General features: G+C 52.4%; 17 protein-coding genes and 1 tRNA gene. 12 read left to right on the top strand and 6 right to left on the bottom strand.

Annotated elements, in window-relative coordinates:
• Positions 1-57: 57 nt before the first annotated feature.
• Positions 58-144, bottom strand: a tRNA-Leu gene (locus ACJJIP_RS19255).
• A 245-nt stretch (positions 145-389) separates the two neighbouring features.
• On the opposite strand from ACJJIP_RS19255, the gene rnr reads away from it, so the two are divergent.
• The 6 genes from rnr (at position 390) to ACJJIP_RS19225 (ending at position 7,259) form a co-directional block, all read left to right on the top strand.
• Complete coding sequence (rnr, locus tag ACJJIP_RS19250) at positions 390-3,128, top strand: ribonuclease R (RefSeq protein ID WP_444945812.1); 2,739 nt, start codon at positions 390-392, stop codon at positions 3,126-3,128.
• A 15-nt stretch (positions 3,129-3,143) separates the two neighbouring features.
• A complete protein-coding gene (rlmB, locus tag ACJJIP_RS19245; RefSeq protein ID WP_444945811.1) occupies positions 3,144-3,899 on the top strand; it encodes a 23S rRNA (guanosine(2251)-2'-O)-methyltransferase RlmB in 756 nt (251 codons plus the stop codon).
• 243 nt (positions 3,900-4,142) lie between these two features.
• Entirely contained in the window at positions 4,143-4,700 is a 558-nt protein-coding gene (locus ACJJIP_RS19240) for an RNA polymerase sigma factor (protein ID WP_444945810.1), read from the top strand.
• Between the two features lie 18 nt (positions 4,701-4,718).
• Positions 4,719-5,288 (top strand): hypothetical protein, encoded by a 570-nt coding sequence (locus ACJJIP_RS19235; protein WP_444945809.1) that lies wholly within the window; start codon positions 4,719-4,721, stop codon positions 5,286-5,288.
• 60 nt (positions 5,289-5,348) lie between these two features.
• Positions 5,349-5,897, top strand: a complete 549-nt coding sequence (locus tag ACJJIP_RS19230) for a hypothetical protein (protein ID WP_020411632.1) — start codon at positions 5,349-5,351, stop codon at positions 5,895-5,897.
• A gap of 81 nt (positions 5,898-5,978) precedes the next feature.
• A complete protein-coding gene (locus ACJJIP_RS19225) occupies positions 5,979-7,259 on the top strand; it encodes a hypothetical protein (RefSeq protein ID WP_444945808.1) in 1,281 nt (426 codons plus the stop codon).
• A gap of 128 nt (positions 7,260-7,387) precedes the next feature.
• Here ACJJIP_RS19225 and ACJJIP_RS19220 read toward each other — a convergent pair whose 3' ends face one another.
• Together ACJJIP_RS19220 and ACJJIP_RS19215 are read right to left on the bottom strand one after the other, a co-directional pair.
• Positions 7,388-8,191 (bottom strand): isocitrate lyase/PEP mutase family protein, encoded by an 804-nt coding sequence (locus ACJJIP_RS19220; RefSeq protein WP_020411630.1) that lies wholly within the window; start codon positions 8,189-8,191, stop codon positions 7,388-7,390.
• A gap of 213 nt (positions 8,192-8,404) precedes the next feature.
• On the bottom strand, positions 8,405-9,235 hold the full coding sequence (locus ACJJIP_RS19215; protein ID WP_020411629.1) for an alpha/beta fold hydrolase: 831 nt from the start codon (positions 9,233-9,235) through the stop codon (positions 8,405-8,407).
• A 410-nt stretch (positions 9,236-9,645) separates the two neighbouring features.
• Between ACJJIP_RS19215 and rpsF the strand changes: the two genes are divergently transcribed.
• The 6 genes from rpsF (at position 9,646) to ACJJIP_RS19185 (ending at position 14,399) form a co-directional block, all read left to right on the top strand.
• Positions 9,646-10,089 carry a 30S ribosomal protein S6 gene (gene rpsF, locus ACJJIP_RS19210; RefSeq protein ID WP_020411627.1) on the top strand — a complete coding sequence of 148 codons (444 nt, stop codon included), beginning with the start codon at positions 9,646-9,648 and terminating at the stop codon, positions 10,087-10,089.
• A gap of 12 nt (positions 10,090-10,101) precedes the next feature.
• Positions 10,102-10,332 (top strand): 30S ribosomal protein S18, encoded by a 231-nt coding sequence (gene rpsR / locus ACJJIP_RS19205; RefSeq protein WP_020411626.1) that lies wholly within the window; start codon positions 10,102-10,104, stop codon positions 10,330-10,332.
• A gap of 43 nt (positions 10,333-10,375) precedes the next feature.
• On the top strand, positions 10,376-11,218 hold the full coding sequence (locus ACJJIP_RS19200; protein ID WP_353377111.1) for a hypothetical protein: 843 nt from the start codon (positions 10,376-10,378) through the stop codon (positions 11,216-11,218).
• Positions 11,219-11,255: 37 nt separating this feature from the next.
• The gene (gene rplI / locus ACJJIP_RS19195) at positions 11,256-11,702 is read left to right on the top strand and encodes a 50S ribosomal protein L9 (RefSeq protein WP_020411624.1); all 447 of its coding nucleotides are present in this window, start codon (positions 11,256-11,258) and stop codon (positions 11,700-11,702) included.
• Positions 11,703-11,810: 108 nt separating this feature from the next.
• Positions 11,811-13,253: a replicative DNA helicase gene (dnaB, locus tag ACJJIP_RS19190; protein WP_020411623.1), complete on the top strand. Its 1,443-nt coding sequence runs from the start codon at positions 11,811-11,813 to the stop codon at positions 13,251-13,253.
• A 54-nt stretch (positions 13,254-13,307) separates the two neighbouring features.
• Entirely contained in the window at positions 13,308-14,399 is a 1,092-nt protein-coding gene (locus ACJJIP_RS19185; protein ID WP_444945807.1) for a winged helix-turn-helix domain-containing protein, read from the top strand.
• On the opposite strand, the gene ACJJIP_RS19180 is transcribed toward ACJJIP_RS19185, so the two are convergent.
• The 3 genes from ACJJIP_RS19180 to nspC form a co-directional block, all read right to left on the bottom strand.
• The gene (locus ACJJIP_RS19180) at positions 14,389-15,063 is read right to left on the bottom strand and encodes a DUF6515 family protein (protein WP_020411621.1); all 675 of its coding nucleotides are present in this window, start codon (positions 15,061-15,063) and stop codon (positions 14,389-14,391) included. The two genes, ACJJIP_RS19185 and ACJJIP_RS19180, sit on opposite strands and share 11 nt — an antisense overlap.
• A 108-nt stretch (positions 15,064-15,171) precedes the next feature.
• The gene (gene speB / locus ACJJIP_RS19175; RefSeq protein WP_020411620.1) at positions 15,172-16,041 is read right to left on the bottom strand and encodes an agmatinase; all 870 of its coding nucleotides are present in this window, start codon (positions 16,039-16,041) and stop codon (positions 15,172-15,174) included.
• 74 nt (positions 16,042-16,115) lie between these two features.
• A complete protein-coding gene (gene nspC / locus ACJJIP_RS19170; RefSeq protein WP_353377118.1) occupies positions 16,116-17,309 on the bottom strand; it encodes a carboxynorspermidine decarboxylase in 1,194 nt (397 codons plus the stop codon).
• Between the last annotated feature and the right edge of the window lie 72 nt (positions 17,310-17,381).

The raw sequence follows: 17,381 nt of genomic DNA, 5'->3' as shown, positions 1-17,381 counted from the left end.
GTTTAAGTATTTCACAACAAAAAAAGGCCGACTCTTTCGAGTCAGCCTTTTAGGAATTGGTGCCCAGGAGAGGACTTGAACCTCCACGACCGTAAGGTCACTAGCACCTGAAGCTAGCGCGTCTACCAATTCCGCCACCTGGGCAAATCAACGTGTGTTTCGTTGAGGACGCGAACTATAAGGATCCGGAAGGGGGGTGTCAACGGTTTTGTTGCGCCTATTTCAACATATCATCTGATGCTAGGGGAAATTTGGCGAAATCGCTTATAATGCGTGCAATAGCGGCGAAATCTTGATCAATTACTCTCTATCTCTGCCGCCTGCCTTTAACCGGATAACCTCCGGATGTCACCATATAGTTGGTGGCTACCTCAACAACGGATGCTGTTTTGACACAAAAGAATACCTCAGAGCCCCTTGCTTCTGATCCGCATGCTCAGCGCGAGGCGGAGAAATATGAAAAACCTGTTCCTAGTCGTGAATTTCTACTGCAGCTTTTAGAGCAACAGGCTGGACCTGTGCCTTGGGAGACAGTAGCGGAGCTTTTGGAGCTTCAGGACGAAGATCGTCGGGAAGGGGTACGCCGTCGCCTGATTGCTATGTCTCGTGATGGACAGATTGCCAGTAATCGCGCTGGCGATTTTGGTGTGCTGGATAAAATGAGCTTGGTTCGCGGTCGTGTTATTGGCCACCGCGATGGTTTCGGGTTCGTTATCCCCGGTGATGGCGGTACAGACTTGTTTCTATCTCACCGGCAGATGCGAAAAGTATTTGATGGCGATGAAGTCCTGGTACGAGAAACCCCGGGCGGTTTTCGTGGTAAGCGAGAAGGTGCGGTGGTTCGGGTTATTAAACATAACACCGAGCAATTGGCTGGACGCTTTTATCGGGAAAATGGCATCTGCTTTGTGCGGCCTGACAATCCCCGTATTAATCTCGATATTATGGTGGCGGCGGAGGATGCCGAGGGGACGGAACACGGCCAGTATGTGGTAGTGAAAATCGTGACTCAACCGGGGCGTGACCGTGTGCCCCAGGGAGAAGTCATTGAGGTGCTCGGTGATCACTTGGCGCCGGGTATGGAGATTGATGTCGCAATTCGCAACTACGGAATTCCGCATACGTGGCCCGGCGCTCTTCAGGCAGAGGTGGATGCAATTGCTGATGAGGTGCTGGAGGAGGACAAGAGGGCGCGAGTAGATCTGCGCCAGTTGCCTCTGGTAACTATTGATGGTGAAGACGCACGAGATTTTGACGATGCCGTCTTCTGCGAGTTGCAAGCAGATGACAGCTGGAAGCTCCTGGTGGCAATTGCCGACGTGTCTCATTATGTGCGCCCTGGTTCCGCCTTGGATGAGGAGGCGCACAGTCGTGGAAATTCAGTGTATTTCCCCGATTTTGTGGTGCCCATGTTGCCGGAAAAATTATCCAATGGACTCTGCTCTCTCAATCCAATGGTAGATCGGTTGTGCATGGTGTGTGAGATGCATATTGATCGAACCGGTGAAATTCTTAATTACCGTTTCTTTGAGGGTGTGATGCGCAGTCATGCCCGCCTTACCTATACCCAGGTTGGCCAAATACTCGCAGAACGCAATAACCGGGCTAGCGGTACGCGGAAGCAGTTTGCGACTCTTACTCCGCATCTAGATAACCTGCATGACTTGTATCTGGCATTACGTGGAGCTCGTGACCGTCGTGGGGCTATCGATTTTGAGACAACCGAAACCCGTATTCTCTTCGACAGTAATCGCAAAATTGAGCGCATTATTCCTGTTGAGCGAAATGATGCCCACAAGCTAATTGAAGAGTGCATGTTGGCGGCTAATGTCTGTGCGGCGAACCTGATGGAACTATCAGGGCTGCCTTCACTTTACCGTGTGCACGATGCTCCCAAGGAAGAAAAACTCAGTAACCTGCGCGAATACTTGGGGGAGCTGGGGCTGCGTCTGCCAGGTGGAGCCGAACCTCAGCCCAGAGATTTCCAGGAGTTGCTAGAGCAGATTGAGGGCCGTGCAGATGCTCATATTATCCAAGTGATGCTGCTGCGCTCCATGAACCAGGCGGTATACCAGCCGGAAAATCGCGGCCACTTTGGTTTGGATTATCGAGCTTACGCTCACTTTACATCACCTATCCGTCGTTATCCCGACCTCTTGTTGCATAGAGCCCTGCGCTGGTTGGTTCGTAATGGAAGCGCCAATGAGCAAGCTGTAGCCAAAAAGGTTCATGCAGTGCCGGGTGCCAAGCCTATCGGCCGGGAGCAGATACTGCCTTACGATATGCCAGCGATGTTACAGCTTGGTGAGCAATGCTCCATGACTGAGCGACGCGCTGATGACGCCACACGGGATGTGGTTAGTTGGCTTAAGTGTGAATATTTGCAGGATCATGTAGGCGAAGTCTACCCGGGGGTGATCAGTGCAGTGACCGGTTTCGGTTTGTTTGTTGAATTGGATAACCTCTATGTGGAGGGGTTGATTCATGTGACTGCGTTACCGAAGGATTATTATCGCTTTGAGCAGGCTCATCAGCGGCTGATTGGTGAGCGCAGTGGCAAGCGATATCACCTTGGCGATTCGGTTACTGTACAGGTAGCAAGAGTCGACCTGGAGGAACGTAAGGTCGATTTTATCCTTGAGGGGTTGATACCGCGCAGTAAACAAAATAGAGCGGCGAGTAAAAAGGAAGAGGCTACCAGGGTTAGTGCTCGAGCGATGGAAATGGCGGTAGAGCACCAGCAGGAGCGAGAACGTCGGAGCAAACAGAAGAAGAAAATGGGAAGTAAAGCAGTATCTAACCCCTGGGCTAAGCATGCGGAAACCTCTACGGAGGTAGCCCCTTTCCGCAAACGTAAAGTTGGCTCTAAAGAAACCGTTTTGGTTGAGGAGTCTGCGCAGTGCAAATCTTCTTCTGCGAGGAAAAAGACAGATGATGAGGCTGGGGATCAACAAAAAACAGATATTCCAGTCAAGCGTCGCGGCAGCAAGCGTACACCTACGCGTAAAGGTGGGAAGCGCCCTGCGGTAGCTGCGCGCAAAGCGGCGCAGAAAGCAGAAAAGGCCAAGACCCGCGCAGGCAAAGTAAAAAAGAAGAAGAGAACTTCTTCTAAAAGCAAAAAGAAATAGTGATCGAGGATTAAATTGAGCCAAGAACTGGTGTATGGCCTGCACGCGGTGCAGGCGTTGTTAAAAGGGTCCCCACAGCATGTGCGGGAGCTGATGTTATTGCGTGGCCGTAAAGACCAACGCTTACAAAAAATTATTCAACAGGCGGATAAAAATGACATTGCCATGCGCTTTGTTGACCGCCGTGCCCTGGATGAAAAAGTTGATGAGAGTGCGAATCATCAGGGCGTTATTGCCATTTGTGCTGGTAAAACAAAAGTCCACGATGAAAAATTCCTGATGGGGATGTTGGAACAGCTTGAAAAGGAAAGTGAGGCACCTTTCCTGCTGGTCCTGGATGGCGTAACAGATCCCCATAACTTGGGAGCTTGTCTGCGCTCCGCTGAGGCAGCTGGTGTTCATGCGGTAATTGCTCCTAAGGATAAGTCCGCCGGGCTAACGCCAACTGCCCGAAAAGTTGCTTGTGGAGCTGCTGAAGTGCTGCCCTTTGTCACAGTGACTAATCTCGCACGCACTTTGCAGCAATTGCAACAGGCAGGCGTGTGGATTTTTGGTGCGGCGGGGGAGGCTACGCAGGATGTTTACCAGAGCCAACTGACAGGCCCGCTGGCATTGGTGATGGGGGCTGAAGGTAGCGGCTTACGCAGATTGACACGTGAACACTGTGATCACCTGATTAAAATTCCTATGGCAGGTGAGGTTAGCAGTTTAAATGTTTCAGTTGCCACGGGTGTCTGCCTGTTTGAAGCGGTGCGTCAACGCAGTAGCTAGGCACTGCTCTTTGCCCCTTTATCACACTTACCCCCGGCGGCTAAGGCTACCGGGGCCCTCCTTCGTCACCCAAGTTCACGCGTAAATATACCTTTTCCCTACTTCTTATTTCTACGCTGCTAGATTTCTTGCACAGCTCGCACAACGAACGCTTTTCGATTTTTTCGTCTACTTGCGCAGTGTCACTCTTTTTGTAGGCACTTGGGTGCGATTTTATTATCCAAGAAATCCGGGGGTAGTGGTTTGTACACCTGGCCAAAAGCATTGTTTCACAAACGTTCCAGCCAGGAGCATTTCTCTGGCCTGGTTTACCCATATATTCGCACCATGTATCGCATGGCTTATCGCTGGACGGGGAGTCGTGTAGACGCGGAAGACTTGGTACAGGATGTATTGTCTGGCTTGTTAAATAAAGTTTCGATCCTAGAGAAAACCGAACGCCTGGGGCCTTGGTTAGTCAAGGTGCTTTATCACCGCTATGTGGATCTTTATCGCAGACAGTGCGCATCGCCAATTGATGAAAGTTTCGACTTGCAGGATGTAGAAAGCTGCAGCGATGGAAGATCTGAGCATTGTAGCAACCTGGATCTTGAGCGCCTTTTGAATCGAGCATTGCTAATGTTGGAGCCGGGTTGGCGTGATGTTGTGCTTTTACACGATGTGGAAGGGTACACCGCCAGTGAGGTGGCAGAAATCCTCGAAATAAATGTTGGTACCGTAAAATCGCGTTTGCATCGCGCCCATAAAAAATTAAAAAAAATTATTACTGAGGGAACCATTGGTGAGGTTCATCCGTGTTAACAGGTAGAGGACAAGCCAATGCCGGAAAGAGAATTTGTAAATCTGTTAAGTGATGATGAATTGCGGCGACAGTTACGTGCATTGCCACTTGATGAGCCAGATAATGGCTTTGAAATGCGGTTATTGCGCAGAGCGTTACAGCAACGAAGTCCTGAATTTCGCGCGGAGATATCTGGGCTGAAAATTGTTGGTGATTCTCTGGTGCGCCTTGGATTAGTGGCACTGATTTTTCTCACCATGAGTACAGTGTTTGTACTTCTGCCAGGCATCAAGTCTCCTGTCGCCAATTACACAGCCCAGGAGCCAGTGCCAAGCAGGTTGTCGGAAGTTCGTTCCGTGCATTTTGTTCTGCACAGTAAACAGCAAATGCTTGGAGCAATAATCCGTATCGTGCTACCAGATAATGTTTCATTCGATGGCTATGAGCACAGAAGAGTCTTGCAGTGGGAAACCGATATTTTTGCCGGCAGGAATCGTCTTTCACTACCAGTGAAAATATCGAATGAAAAAGCGGCGGGAGAAATTTTGGTTGAGGTTAAATATCGCGGGTCCAGCAAATTGCTGCGTCAAAACCTAACCAAGCTTTAAGTTTCGAAAGTGTGATGACTAATTTATTGGATCTGATCTGAAAGCCGGAGGTAACGGGCAATGTGGAAAAAGGGATTATTAGCGGTAGGTATCACAGCAGCAGTGCTACATGCGGGGTCGGTAATGGGGCAGGACATGCCATCAGATCTGGATCTCACGTTGACAGTAGTCGAGGAAACTGAGGATGCTCTCGATGTGATGAACAATATCGAATTGCCTCCAAATCTGCAGGAAATTGCCGAGGAAACCATGGCTGCTGTAATGGCCGCTGTTGCAGCAGCGCGGGAAGAGGGCGGCCGGGAAAGTGAAGAACTTGAGGAAATAGTTAATGAAGCTATGGCTCGTCATCAGGAATTAATTGCCAATGCACGCCTCTCGGCAGAGGCTGCAAGAGAGGAGGCCCTACGCGCAGCTGAAACAGCCCGTGAGGGTATTGAGGAGGCGGTAAAAAGCGCACTCTCTGGTGCGGAGATACAGGGAGTCATTGAACAAATGATGCAGGACATTCTCGATAGCCTGCCTGCGGATATACGTGAGCAAATTACAGTGGATCTCAATGCTCTTTTTGAGCAGGCTCGAGAGAACTTGCCAGAGGATTCCGATACATAGTTGATTGAATGCATGGATGGCCAATAAAAGGACTTATAGAGGTAAATGGTGGTGCGGAATACTTTGGGTGGAATTGTGCTTTTGGCACAGCTGATACTTTCTCCATTGGCGGTAACGGCTGGAGAATCTTTCAATACAGGTACTGAAGCATTCAAACAGGGGAAATATAAAAAAGCACTGAAATACTTTGAAGTTGAGGTGGAGTCTGGTAACAATTCCGCAAAGCTCAGGTATAACATCGGTGTTACCCTGATGAAGCTCAAACGCTATTCCGCGGCCACAATTTATTTTCATGGTTTGTTGAATGATGCCAAGTGGCGAGATTTGGCACGTTACAATTTGGCGCTTGCTGCAGAGCGTGATAAACGTAACTTGATAGCGGCGAAGCACTATCGCATTGTACGAGAGGGCGCTGCTACGGAAAAATTACGAAATATGGCTGCTCATCGCTTGAATTATTTAGCTGGAGATAATCGTGGCGAAAAGGAGTTGCCCTGGCTGGCAACGATGAGTCTAAGCGCTGGCCGCGATGACAATGCCTTTGCGCTGCACAATGAAATCTTGTCGGATTCAACGATAGGCGCAGACAATTTTGCGGAGCTTTTTGCCTGGGGCCAATATCGACTGAACGGCACTAAAAATAATGGCTGGCGGGTGCACGGATACGGATTTGGACGAAAATATGAGGAGTATGAGAACTTGGACCTTGCCAGCGTTCGTACGACTCTTTCCCGTGATCGTCAATGGTTGGGTTGGAATACTGAGCTGGGACTGGCTGCTGAGATGGTTACCTTAGGTGGAGAGCCAGTCAGCCGGCAGGCATTACTGCTGGCAAAGATGGCAAAAGCCTGGGGGCGCTCGCTTGTAAGTTTCACATTTAGTCCGGGCTATTACTCAGGGGGTGAGGAGTATGCTTATCTGGATGGGTGGCGCCAGCGCGCTGAACTTAGTTGGCAGCGGCCTGTATTTTTTACTGAGACAAGATTGTTCTACCGTTACGATGATAATGACCGTGAAGGGCAGGAAAAAATCGGGGGCGATTATTATAGTTACTCCCCTGCACGTCATGCGCTGGGGGGAAGCCTAGACTGGAAAATTTCTCCAAAATGGCATTTATCCACCGGAATCGAATATCGTCGCAGCCTCTACGGTGAGAAAAACCGCATTACGGATAGTCAAGGTAATGTTGACTCCTACCAGCGCGAGTCAGACCGGGTCCGCTCCTGGATGGGAGCAAAGTACAGGATTACTCCCAATTTCAGTGTAAGTGGGAAATACCAACATATCGATAATGAAGAAAATCGAGACGTATATACCTATGATAAGAGTGAATTCAGTCTCGGGATTGGTTATACCTTCTGAGTAAAAGTAATAATGCCTAATTCTTTAATATTTTAATTGGATACGCCAGCTACCGACTCTTGTTGATTAAATGGTCGGCAGCTGGTTTTCTCAAGAGCTATCCGTACTCAGAACGAATTTGATAGCCTTTATAATTTCATCGCCTCATCATTTAAATGGTTATAGTCCAGATGATGATCAAACATTCCTATTGGTGAGTAACTCTTTACTAGATTGCCTGAGAGCTGATAAAAAAGGTTATAAATAGACAGGAATAGTTCTGGTCCACTACTGAGTCTGTGAATACCAGCCTTCCAATATTGCAGGGGTGTTTCCATTCCCGGCAACAACATTAAATTAAGGGGCATAGAGATATTTTTTGTGAGGTAATGGGCATCCTCCAAAGAGGTTAGGCCCGGAATAAATCCGCCGTTGGCTCCTGCAGTTTGATATCGTGTAAGTCTTTGAGTTACTTCTACGAGTGAATCTTCGTTGTTATCTTCCTCATTCAGATAAATATCGGTGCGCGCATTAATAAAAAATGGTCGTTTCTGCAGGACAGATCTAATGGCTGTAATTTTTTCACACAGTAGTTGCGGATTTTTGTTGCCATCCTCAATATTGATTCCAGCTACACCGAGTTTGCTTAAGGTCCTGACTAGCTCGGCAACTTGTGTGGGGTTGTCGCTATAGCCGTCCTCAAGATCTATGGATACTGGTACACGGGAAACACGCAGAATACGTTTGATGGCTCCCAGATGCTCCGCTAGTGGCAGTTTGCCGCCATCGGCGTACCCCAGTGACCAGGCGAGGGCGGCACTGCTGGTGGCAATTGCGCGGGCGCCTGCTGCCTGGCAAAGCTGTGCACTGGCAGCATCCCAAATATTGGGCAAAATGAGAGGCTTGCAGCTTTGGTGCAAAGCATTGAACTGTTCTGAGTCGGTAGTTTCCATTGTTTATCCTCTGGTAATCATTTTTTGCCTGTTTGGCGGTAGAGGGGAAAATACCTTGGCAGCTTGAGGGGTGCTGGCCAGAAACGGACATGGACAGGAGAAACTGGCAGGGAAGGGAGTCGCTTAGGATTCAAGGCAGGTAATTAGAAAAGTGTCTGAACAGTTCCTGCCTGGAATCAGTATCGAATGGCTCCAGGCAGGGTTGCCTTTTAATTAGGGGGAAGTCGCGGGTTGCCGAGCCAGCCAGCTATCCACTACTGCAATTATTGGGCGTGGATTTTTGATCCAGGAGAGGTGTGGGTTTCCCTTAGGGTAGGTTGCGGACATTTCCTGGGTTTCGCCACCGACAATCGCAGCTAGCTTGCGTGCAGCCGGCATGGGGGCAAAGGGGTCCCCAGCCAATGCGATATGCAAGGTAGGATGTTTGGCTTGTTGGCGATCACCAAACGACTTTTCTGGAGCGAAGCGGCCGCTGAATATGGAGCTTGCCCAGTCTTTCATCAACCTCCTGGCCTCGCGCCAGCCAAACCCCATTCGTGCGCCAGGGAAGTAGCCAAGCAAACTGGAGGTGATGCTGGCAATCGCCGCAAAGGCTAATAAAGCGTAGCGTCTTAGCCCGTGCCAACTACGATGGTCGACATGACCTGAGGCGATGGTTACCACCCTGGCATTACCTGTGAGGCCGGCTCGTGCAGCTAAGGTGCTGGTCTGGCCGCCGATGCTGTGGCCCAGGATCAGGGCGGGACCACCGGGGAATGACTTCTCCAGCAATGCCAACAACTGTGGGATAAAGGAAAACACCAGATCGTTGTAGCCATAGTCTGCATGTCGGTTAGGACGTGGCAAGCTTTCACCGGTACCCGGCAACTCAGTGATTGCGGTGCTATAACCGAGCCGTTGTAATTCCTCCAGCAATAGCCGGTAGCGGTCAGCCGGGACGCCCATGGCGGGAATTACTAGGGCGAGGGGGCCTTCGCCATTGTGGGCAGTGGTGATTGGAACCTGGAAGGCGCCAAAAGTGAGGTTATGGGTTTCTTGGGGCATGGTACTTCTCCCTTCAATGGGAGGCACTATATGCCAGTTCATCAGTGCAAACCCATGACCAGACCGCGCACTTCAGTAGCTTAATCGATGCAAATGGTGCTTCAGTTGCAAGTTCCACAAAAGGCTGTGGGCTCAGGGAGTTGATCAACCGCTTATCGGACTGGCCAAAGTACCACTCTAAAGTAATTGATCAACTTGCAACCGGGTTGGCGAAGGCACTGCCCTAAAGTAATTGATCAACTTGCAACCGGGTTGGCGAAGGCACTGCCCTAAAGTAATTGATCAACTTGCAACCAAATCCGCAACTGCCTAGAATACGCCGCCCGCAATGGGCTCGGTATTCCCGTGCTTGTTGTACTCCTTGCCTTACCGGACTGTCCGGAAGGCTGATTAACCCGTAAGGAGCTAAAATGCGTCATTACGAAATTGTATTCCTGGTTCACCCGGACCAGAGCGAACAGGTACCTGGCATGGTGGAGCGCTATACCGCTGCCATCAAGGACACTGGTGGTGAAGTTCACCGCATGGAAGACTGGGGCCGTCGCCGTCTGGCTTACCCGATCAACAAGATCCACAAAGCCCACTACATTCTGATGAATGTTGAGTGCACCGAAGAGGCTCTGGAGGAACTGACCACCAACTTCCGTTACAACGATGCGGTTATCCGTAATCTGGTAATTCGTGAAGACGAGGCTATCACTGAAGAGAGCCCGATCATGAAAGCGGAAAAAGAGAGCCGTGAGCGCAAGGCTGCACGTGCAGAGCGCACCGAGCGTCGCGAGCGCGCTGAAGAAGAAAAGCCTTCTTCTGACGCTGCAGAAGCTTCTTCCGATAACGCTGAAAGCGAAGAGTAAGGGGATTATCAGATGGCACGTTTTTTCCGTCGTCGCAAGTTCTGCCGTTTCACTGCTGAAGGTGTTAAGCGTATCGACTACAAAGATCTCGATACCCTGAAAGCCTACATCTCTGAGACTGGCAAGATTGTTCCTAGCCGTATTACCGGTACCAAAGCCAAGTATCAGCGCCAGCTGGCCACTGCGGTCAAGCGCGCTCGCTACCTGGCCCTGCTGCCGTACACGGACAGCCACGAAGCCTAAGCCGCAGTTTGCTTAGACTCATTAATAGAGAAGCTATCTAACTATGCGCGCCGTAGCTGAATTTATTATGCGCGGACGCGTCAGGGCGGTAATCCTCACTATGGTGGGGATTCCCGTGATAAGCCCGGCGATCCTCGCTCTGGTGAGTTTACGTCGAGGTGGCAGTGACGGCCTGATGGTTTTGGCCTGGGCGCTGTTACCGGTTGTCGTTGCAGGTATGAGTGGCCATGTGCCTCCCCTGGTGACTGGTGTTTCCGCCAGCTCTTTTGCAGCAGTATTTTGCGGTGCTACGGTGCTGCGCAGCAGCCGCTCTTGGGTTGCCGCACTGCTCGCATTAACGGCAATCTCGGCTGTGGGCATATTGCTCACCTCCTACTTCAGCGGTGGTCTCCTGCAGGGATTCCTTCAGGTACTGGAGACAGCTGCGGAACAACCAAACACTGTTCCGCTCGATGAGCTGAAGAAGGTATTTCCAGGCGATTTACAATTCGCCGGTTACTGGAGCTGGGTGCTGGTAATTAGTGCCACGCTGGCCCTGGTACTGGGGCGCTACTGGCAGGCGCTGTTGTACAACCCCGGTGGTTTCCGCCAGGAGTTTCACCAGCTGCGCTTGCCGCTATGGTTGGCGGCAGTAAGTATGCTGTTGTGGGTGCTCTGCCTGGTAACACCGGGCTATGCCTTCTGGGGAGCAGTTATTGCCTTCCCGTTAGAGGTGGCGGGCATCGCGCTGATTCACTGGCTGGTCGCTAGCCGCAATTGGGGGATAGCTCCCCTGGTAGCGATGTATGTGATGCTGGTGATTGGTGGGCTGCCCCTGGCTGGATTCCTGTGTGGATTGGCCCTGGTAGATAGCTGGATAGATATTCGCGGACGCTCCTCAAAGTAGGCGCGCACCGCACAATACAGAAATTGAGGAAACCGAGATGGAAGTTATTCTGCTCGATAAAGTAGGCAAACTGGGCAACGTGGGTGACCGCGTTGATGTTAAAGCCGGTTTTGGCCGCAATTTCCTGCTGCCGACTGGTAAAGCAATTCCGGCTACTGCAGCTAACGTTGCTGAGTTCGAAGCTAAGCGCGCTGAACTGGAAGCCGCTGCTGCCGCTAAGCTGGCTGAAGCTGAGAGCCGTGCTACCAAACTGGCCGACCTGGTTGTTACCATCGCAGCTAACGCTGGCGACGAAGGTAAGCTGTTCGGTTCTATCGGCACCCGCGATATCGCTGAAGCGATCACCGCTGGTGGCGTTGAAGTAGCTAAAGCTGAAGTGAAGCTGCCGGAAGGCGCTCTGCGCGAAGTGGGTGAGTACGATGTAGACGTACAGCTGCACTCTGACGTAATTGCTGCAGTTAAAGTCGTTATCGAAGCCGAGTAAGGTTTTGCTGACGAGTGGTTGGTGCCTTGAGCGCCGGCCGCGCTACAATCGGGCGCTGCTCCCTGTCGGGTCAGCGCCTGTTTTGTTTCTGGAATACAGTAAAGTCCAATGATCGACGAATACGCCAATCCTGAAGAAGAGATCCACAGTGAGGAGAGTTCACCGCTACCGCATTCGGTAGAGGCGGAACAGTCAGTGCTGGGTGGTCTGATGCTGGACCCGGGCCGTATCGATGCCGTTGCCGAACAGCTGAGTGAAGAGGACTTTTTCAGTGCCAGCCACCGCAAGATTTTTGCGGTCATGCGCGAGCTGAGTGATGGCGAGCAGCCCCTGGATATCGTCACTCTCGCTGAAGGCCTCACCAGCCGCGATCTGCTCGGTGAAGTAGGTGGCCCTGTCTACCTGGCGGAATTGGCCGAGAATACTCCCTCCGCAGCAAACATCGTCGCCTACGCCAAGATAGTGCGAGAGCGCTCCATGCTGCGCCAGCTGATCGCCGCTGCCGGTGAGATCAGCCGCACCAGTTTTAACCCCGGTGGCCTCGCCTCTGCCGATCTGTTGCAGATGGCCGAGCGCCGGGTAGCGGAAATTGCCGAGGGGCGTGCCAAAGAGGGCGGCTTCGTCGGTGTAGATACCCTGCTGAAGAAGACTGTCGAGCGTATCGACGAGCTATTCAAGACCGAGGGCGATATCACCGGCCTCAGCACCGGTCTCACCGAACTGGACCAGCGCACCTCCGGCTGGCAACCGGGAGAGCTGGTTATTCTCGCGGCGCGTCCTTCCATGGGCAAGACCGCGTTGGCGTTGAATTTCATTGAGAGCGCCATGTTGCTGCAGGAGCGCCCAACGCTGATTTTCAGTATGGAGATGCCCTCGGATAGCCTGGTGATGCGGATGTTGTCCTCCATTGGCCGTATCGACCAAGGGAGAATCAGGAACGGCAAGCTGCAGGAAGAGGATTGGCCCAAGCTCTCCAGCGCTGTGCAGAAGATGAAGGGCAAGGCGCTGTATATTGACGATACCCCGGCGCTCAGTCCCAGTGAGGTACGCGCGCGCACCAAGCGCACCGTGCGCGATCACATCAATAAATTAATGCGTGAGAATCCCAAGCTGAGCCGTGAGGATGCAGAGGCCAAGAGTATGCCCGCCATGATTATGGTGGACTACCTGCAGCTGATGCAGGTGAAGGGCACTACCGAGGGGCGTACCCAGGAGATCTCTGAGATTTCCCGCTCTCTCAAGGCATTGGCAAAGGAATATGAATGCCCCGTGATTGCTCTGTCGCAGCTCAATCGGGGGGTGGAACAGCGCCCCAACAAGCGACCGATGAACTCAGACCTACGGGAATCTGGGGCGATTGAGCAGGACGCAGACGTAATCCTGTTTATCTACCGAGACGAGTACTACAACGAGGACAGCCCGGACAAAGGCATGGCTGAGCTGATTATCGGCAAGCAGCGTAACGGTGAGATTGGTACCTGCCGCGCGGCCTTTGTCGGTAAATATACTCGCTTCGATAACTTGGCGGCGGAATACTACCAGGGCGAGTAATCCCTTCCGCTAAGTTTGGGGCTGCCGAGTATCGGGATCCAAGGGGGTCATATATTGTTATCCGAGCAAAAGATTCGCGCCTTGGTGCTGCAGAAACAGTTTATCCACAGCCCCTGGAATGAGGGACTTTCACGGCTATTGCAACACCTGGGCGCTTTACAGCTTGATGCTATCCAGCGAATTACCAGGGCCCACCATCACCAGCTTTACATTCGCTTGCCCCGTTACCGCGAATCACACCTGGCTGAAGCGGAGCAGCGTCGCGAAATTTTCGAATACTGGTCCCACGCCGCCGCCTATCTGCCAATGGCCCACTACCCCTATGCGCGGGTGCGTATGGATCGTATTCGCGCGGGCCAGCGCCACTGGTTTGAGAAAAACGCCAAGTTATGTCGCTATGTGCTGGATCGAGTGCGTGATGAAGGCGCTTTGCGGGCCAGTGATTTTGTGCGCACCAAAAGCGGGTGGTGGGAGTGGTCCGATGAAAAGAAAGCCCTTGAGCAGCTGTTTCACGAAGGTGAATTGATGGTCAGCCAGCGTGAGGGCTTTCAAAAAGTCTTCGATCTTTCGGAGCGGATACTGCCGGCAAATACACTGACCCAAGCCGCTTCGAAGCTGGAATATGGCAGCCATCTGGTGCGCACTTTTCTTGGCTGCCAAGGTATTGGCCGCATCGAGGAAATTGCCTACCTGCGCCGGGAAGATAAACCTCTTATTCAGCTGGCAGCAGATAGCATGTTGGCAACTGGAGAGCTGACCCCCCATGGTAAAGAGCTGGTACTGACCGAACAGTTGGAGCAGAGCCTGGGGCGACCATCGCGCAAGGTGCGACTTTTATCGCCTTTTGACCCTTTGATATTGCAGCGCAAGCGCTTGCGCCGCCTGTTTGGTTTTGAATACCAGCTGGAGTGCTATGTACCGGCGGCTAAACGCCGTTACGGCTATTTCTGCCTGCCGATTTTATACGGAGACAGATTTGTGGGGCTCGTTGATCTGAAGGCTGACCGGGACGCGGGGTTGTTGCGGGTAGAGAGTCAGCACTGGAAAGAAAAGCCCGGCGGGTCTCTCGAGGCGAGTTACCACCGGGCTCTGGGGCAGTTTGCCCGCTTTCACGGGCTGGAAAGCGAAACAGCGCTTACAGCTTGACGACTACGTAGACTTCGCGACCATCGCGCTGGGTAGGCATAAAATAGTTACCGCCATAGCGGTAGTACTGAATGCCATTGATGATCTCAGCTGCATAACCTGTAGGTAGAGTTTCCACTACCTGGCCAGGCTGAAAACCGTCGGGGCCTGGATTTGGGGTGGCGGGAACTGTGGCTGGAGCGGGAGCCGGAGCCACTGTTGGGACGGCTACTACTGGCGCTGGAACCGGTACTACAGCGACGGGAGCCGGTGGTGCTACCACCACATAAGTACGGCTGGCAGGAACCCACTGGTAATAGGCATCAGCATATCGGTAGTAGGTCGCCCCCCCCACTTGAACCTGCACGGCTCTACTTGGCAGTGTTACAACTGAAGCACCCAGAGGCGCATTAACGACGACATAACCCCTTGGGCCATGGCGATAGAAGTGTCCACCGTGGTAGTAATAAGGGTGCCCGCCTACGGCAACGCGAACATGGCCCCTGGGCAATATGGGAGCGATAAACCCAACGGAAACACGGGGGCCGCGATAGTAGCCACCACCTCGGTGATGGTGGTGATCGCCCCCGCGCTCATAGCCGCGTGCATCTGCAGAGGGGCTAAATGCAAAAGCCGCCAGCGCAATGAAGGCACTGGCGCCAAGAACTAAATTCAACTTGTTCACAGTCTCTCCAGCGAAGTGATTACTCACGTCGACATACTAACCCTTATTCTGACAGCAAAGACAGGATAATTGGTTAAGAATTGTCAAAGCGCCGGAGTGGAGCCTTGGTCAGCGGTTGCGCTGGATGATACCCATCAGTTTGTACATTAGCTGTGCAGCGGCGAAGTCGTAGGCATGAAAGCCCTCGATCGGCGCGAATTCAAGCAGATCGAAGCCAATTATCTCTCTTTGCTGTGCCACAGACTCGAACAAGTTGAGGGTTTGGTACCAGCCGAGGCCGCCGGGGACCGGAGTGCCGGTGGATGGGAAGACCGATGGATCCATACCATCTACATCCAGAGTAAAGAAGACTTTTTTGGGGAAATTGTCCGGTAACTGGAATTCCTGTATGTTGTTGGGTACCAGCTGGTGAGCGTCCAGGTACCCCACGTTGTAGTCCTTGCGCGCCTGCATCTCCTCTTCGCAATAGGCGCGAATTCCCAGCTGGAACAGGGGCACACCGGCCTCTACCACCAGGCGCATAACACTGGCATGGCTATGTTTATGGCCCTCATAGCGATCGCGCAAGTCGGCGTGGGCATCAATTTGCACTACGCCAAAGTCAGTTTCTCCGGCATCCAGCAGACCTTTGATAATGCCCCAGGTCACTGAATGCTCACCGCCGATGCCTACCGGCATTTTTCCCAGTGCCCGCACCTCCTTGGTGACTGTGGCGATATTATCCATCACCTGCTCTGCAGGACCGGAAACCGATACGGGTGGGCGGGTGTAGATGCCCAGATCACATGGATTGGAGAAGTTATCGAAAGTCTCCAGCTGCCAGGAGGCCTCGAGGATGGAGGCTGGGCCCTTCCCGGTACCACCGCCGTAAGAGACGGTTTCTTCATAGGGTATAGGGATGATATGAAAGAGCGCATCTTCCGGTTTCGGCTGCTCAATTTCGGAGCCGAGAAAAATGGGATAATTTTTTTCTGACATTAAATTTCGTTCCTCAGGCGGCTGGGTCGGGTCTCTGTGAGACCCACCGCATCTTAATCTCGATCGGCAGACGCTTAAGAGAGCCGTCCCTTGAAATCGTCGTAGTCAAAGCTTTTGATCATTTTCAGCTCGTCGGTTTCCGAGTTCCACAGGGCTATGGCAGGTAGGGGAATACCATTGAATGTGTTGGTTTTCACCATGGTGTAGTAAGCCATTTCCTCGAACACTAGGCGCTCTCCGACCCGGAGTGGATCGTGAAAACTGTACTCACCGATACTGTCTCCGGCCAGGCAGCTCTGTCCACCCAGGCGATAGGTGTGGGGCAGCTCACCGGGGCGTGCAGCACCGGTAATTTCAGGGCGGTATGGCATTTCCAGGACATCCGGCATATGGCAGGTTGCGGAGGCATCAAGAATGGCCAGATTCTGGCCATTCCAGGCGGTATCCACCACTTCTGCTACCAGAATGCCGGCAAATAGTGAGATGGCCTCACCCGGCTCAAGGTAAACCTGCACATCGTACTTGTTGGAAAAGCTGCGCACGGCTTCAACCAACTCATCCACCTGATAATCGCGGCGGGTGATATGGTGGCCGCCGCCGAAATTAATCCACTCCATCTGTGGAAGCAGATCGCCAAACTTTTCCTCCACCGCGGCGATGGTGCGCTCCAGTGGTTTGAAATCCTGCTCGCATAAGGTGTGGAAGTGCAGACCGCTGATACCTTCCAGGGATTCGTCTTCGAACAGGGAGCGCACTATGCCCAGGCGTGAGCAGGGAGCACAGGGGTCGTAGAGATCGGTGTGGCCCTCCGAGTGCTCAGGGTTGATACGCAAACCGAAGCGCAATTCCGGGCGCTGCTTTTGCATTTCCAGGCACAGCTCCCGATAGCGCTTCCACTGGGAGAAGGAATTGAAGATTACATGGTGGGCAAACTGCAGTATTTCATGCAGCTCTTCATCTTTGTAGCCGGCACTGAATACATGTACTTCTTTGCCCTGGTCACGACCACCGTATTCTTCAAAGCCGAGCCTGGCCTCATACAACCCACTGGCGCAGGTGCCAGATAGGTACTCAGCCACGATCGGCCCTGTGCTGAACATGGAAAAGGCCTTGAGAGCGGCGAGTACCTTGGCTCCGCTGCGCTTCTGTACATCGGCGAGTACTGCCAGATTATCGCGCAAGGCAGTTTCATCGACGACAAAACAGGGGGAGGGTACGCGGTGGGGATCAAAGTGACCGAAATAATCTACGCGGGGAGTGAGGTCCATGAGTGGCGTTATATCCTGATGCGACGGGATGGGCACTGGCGCCCATCCCTAGGAGTATGCGGAAAAGTGCAC

Source organism: Microbulbifer variabilis (genome assembly GCF_052467165.1).
The sequence above is the reverse complement of the archived record's forward strand: the minus strand, read 5'-3'. Positions and strand labels throughout refer to the sequence as shown.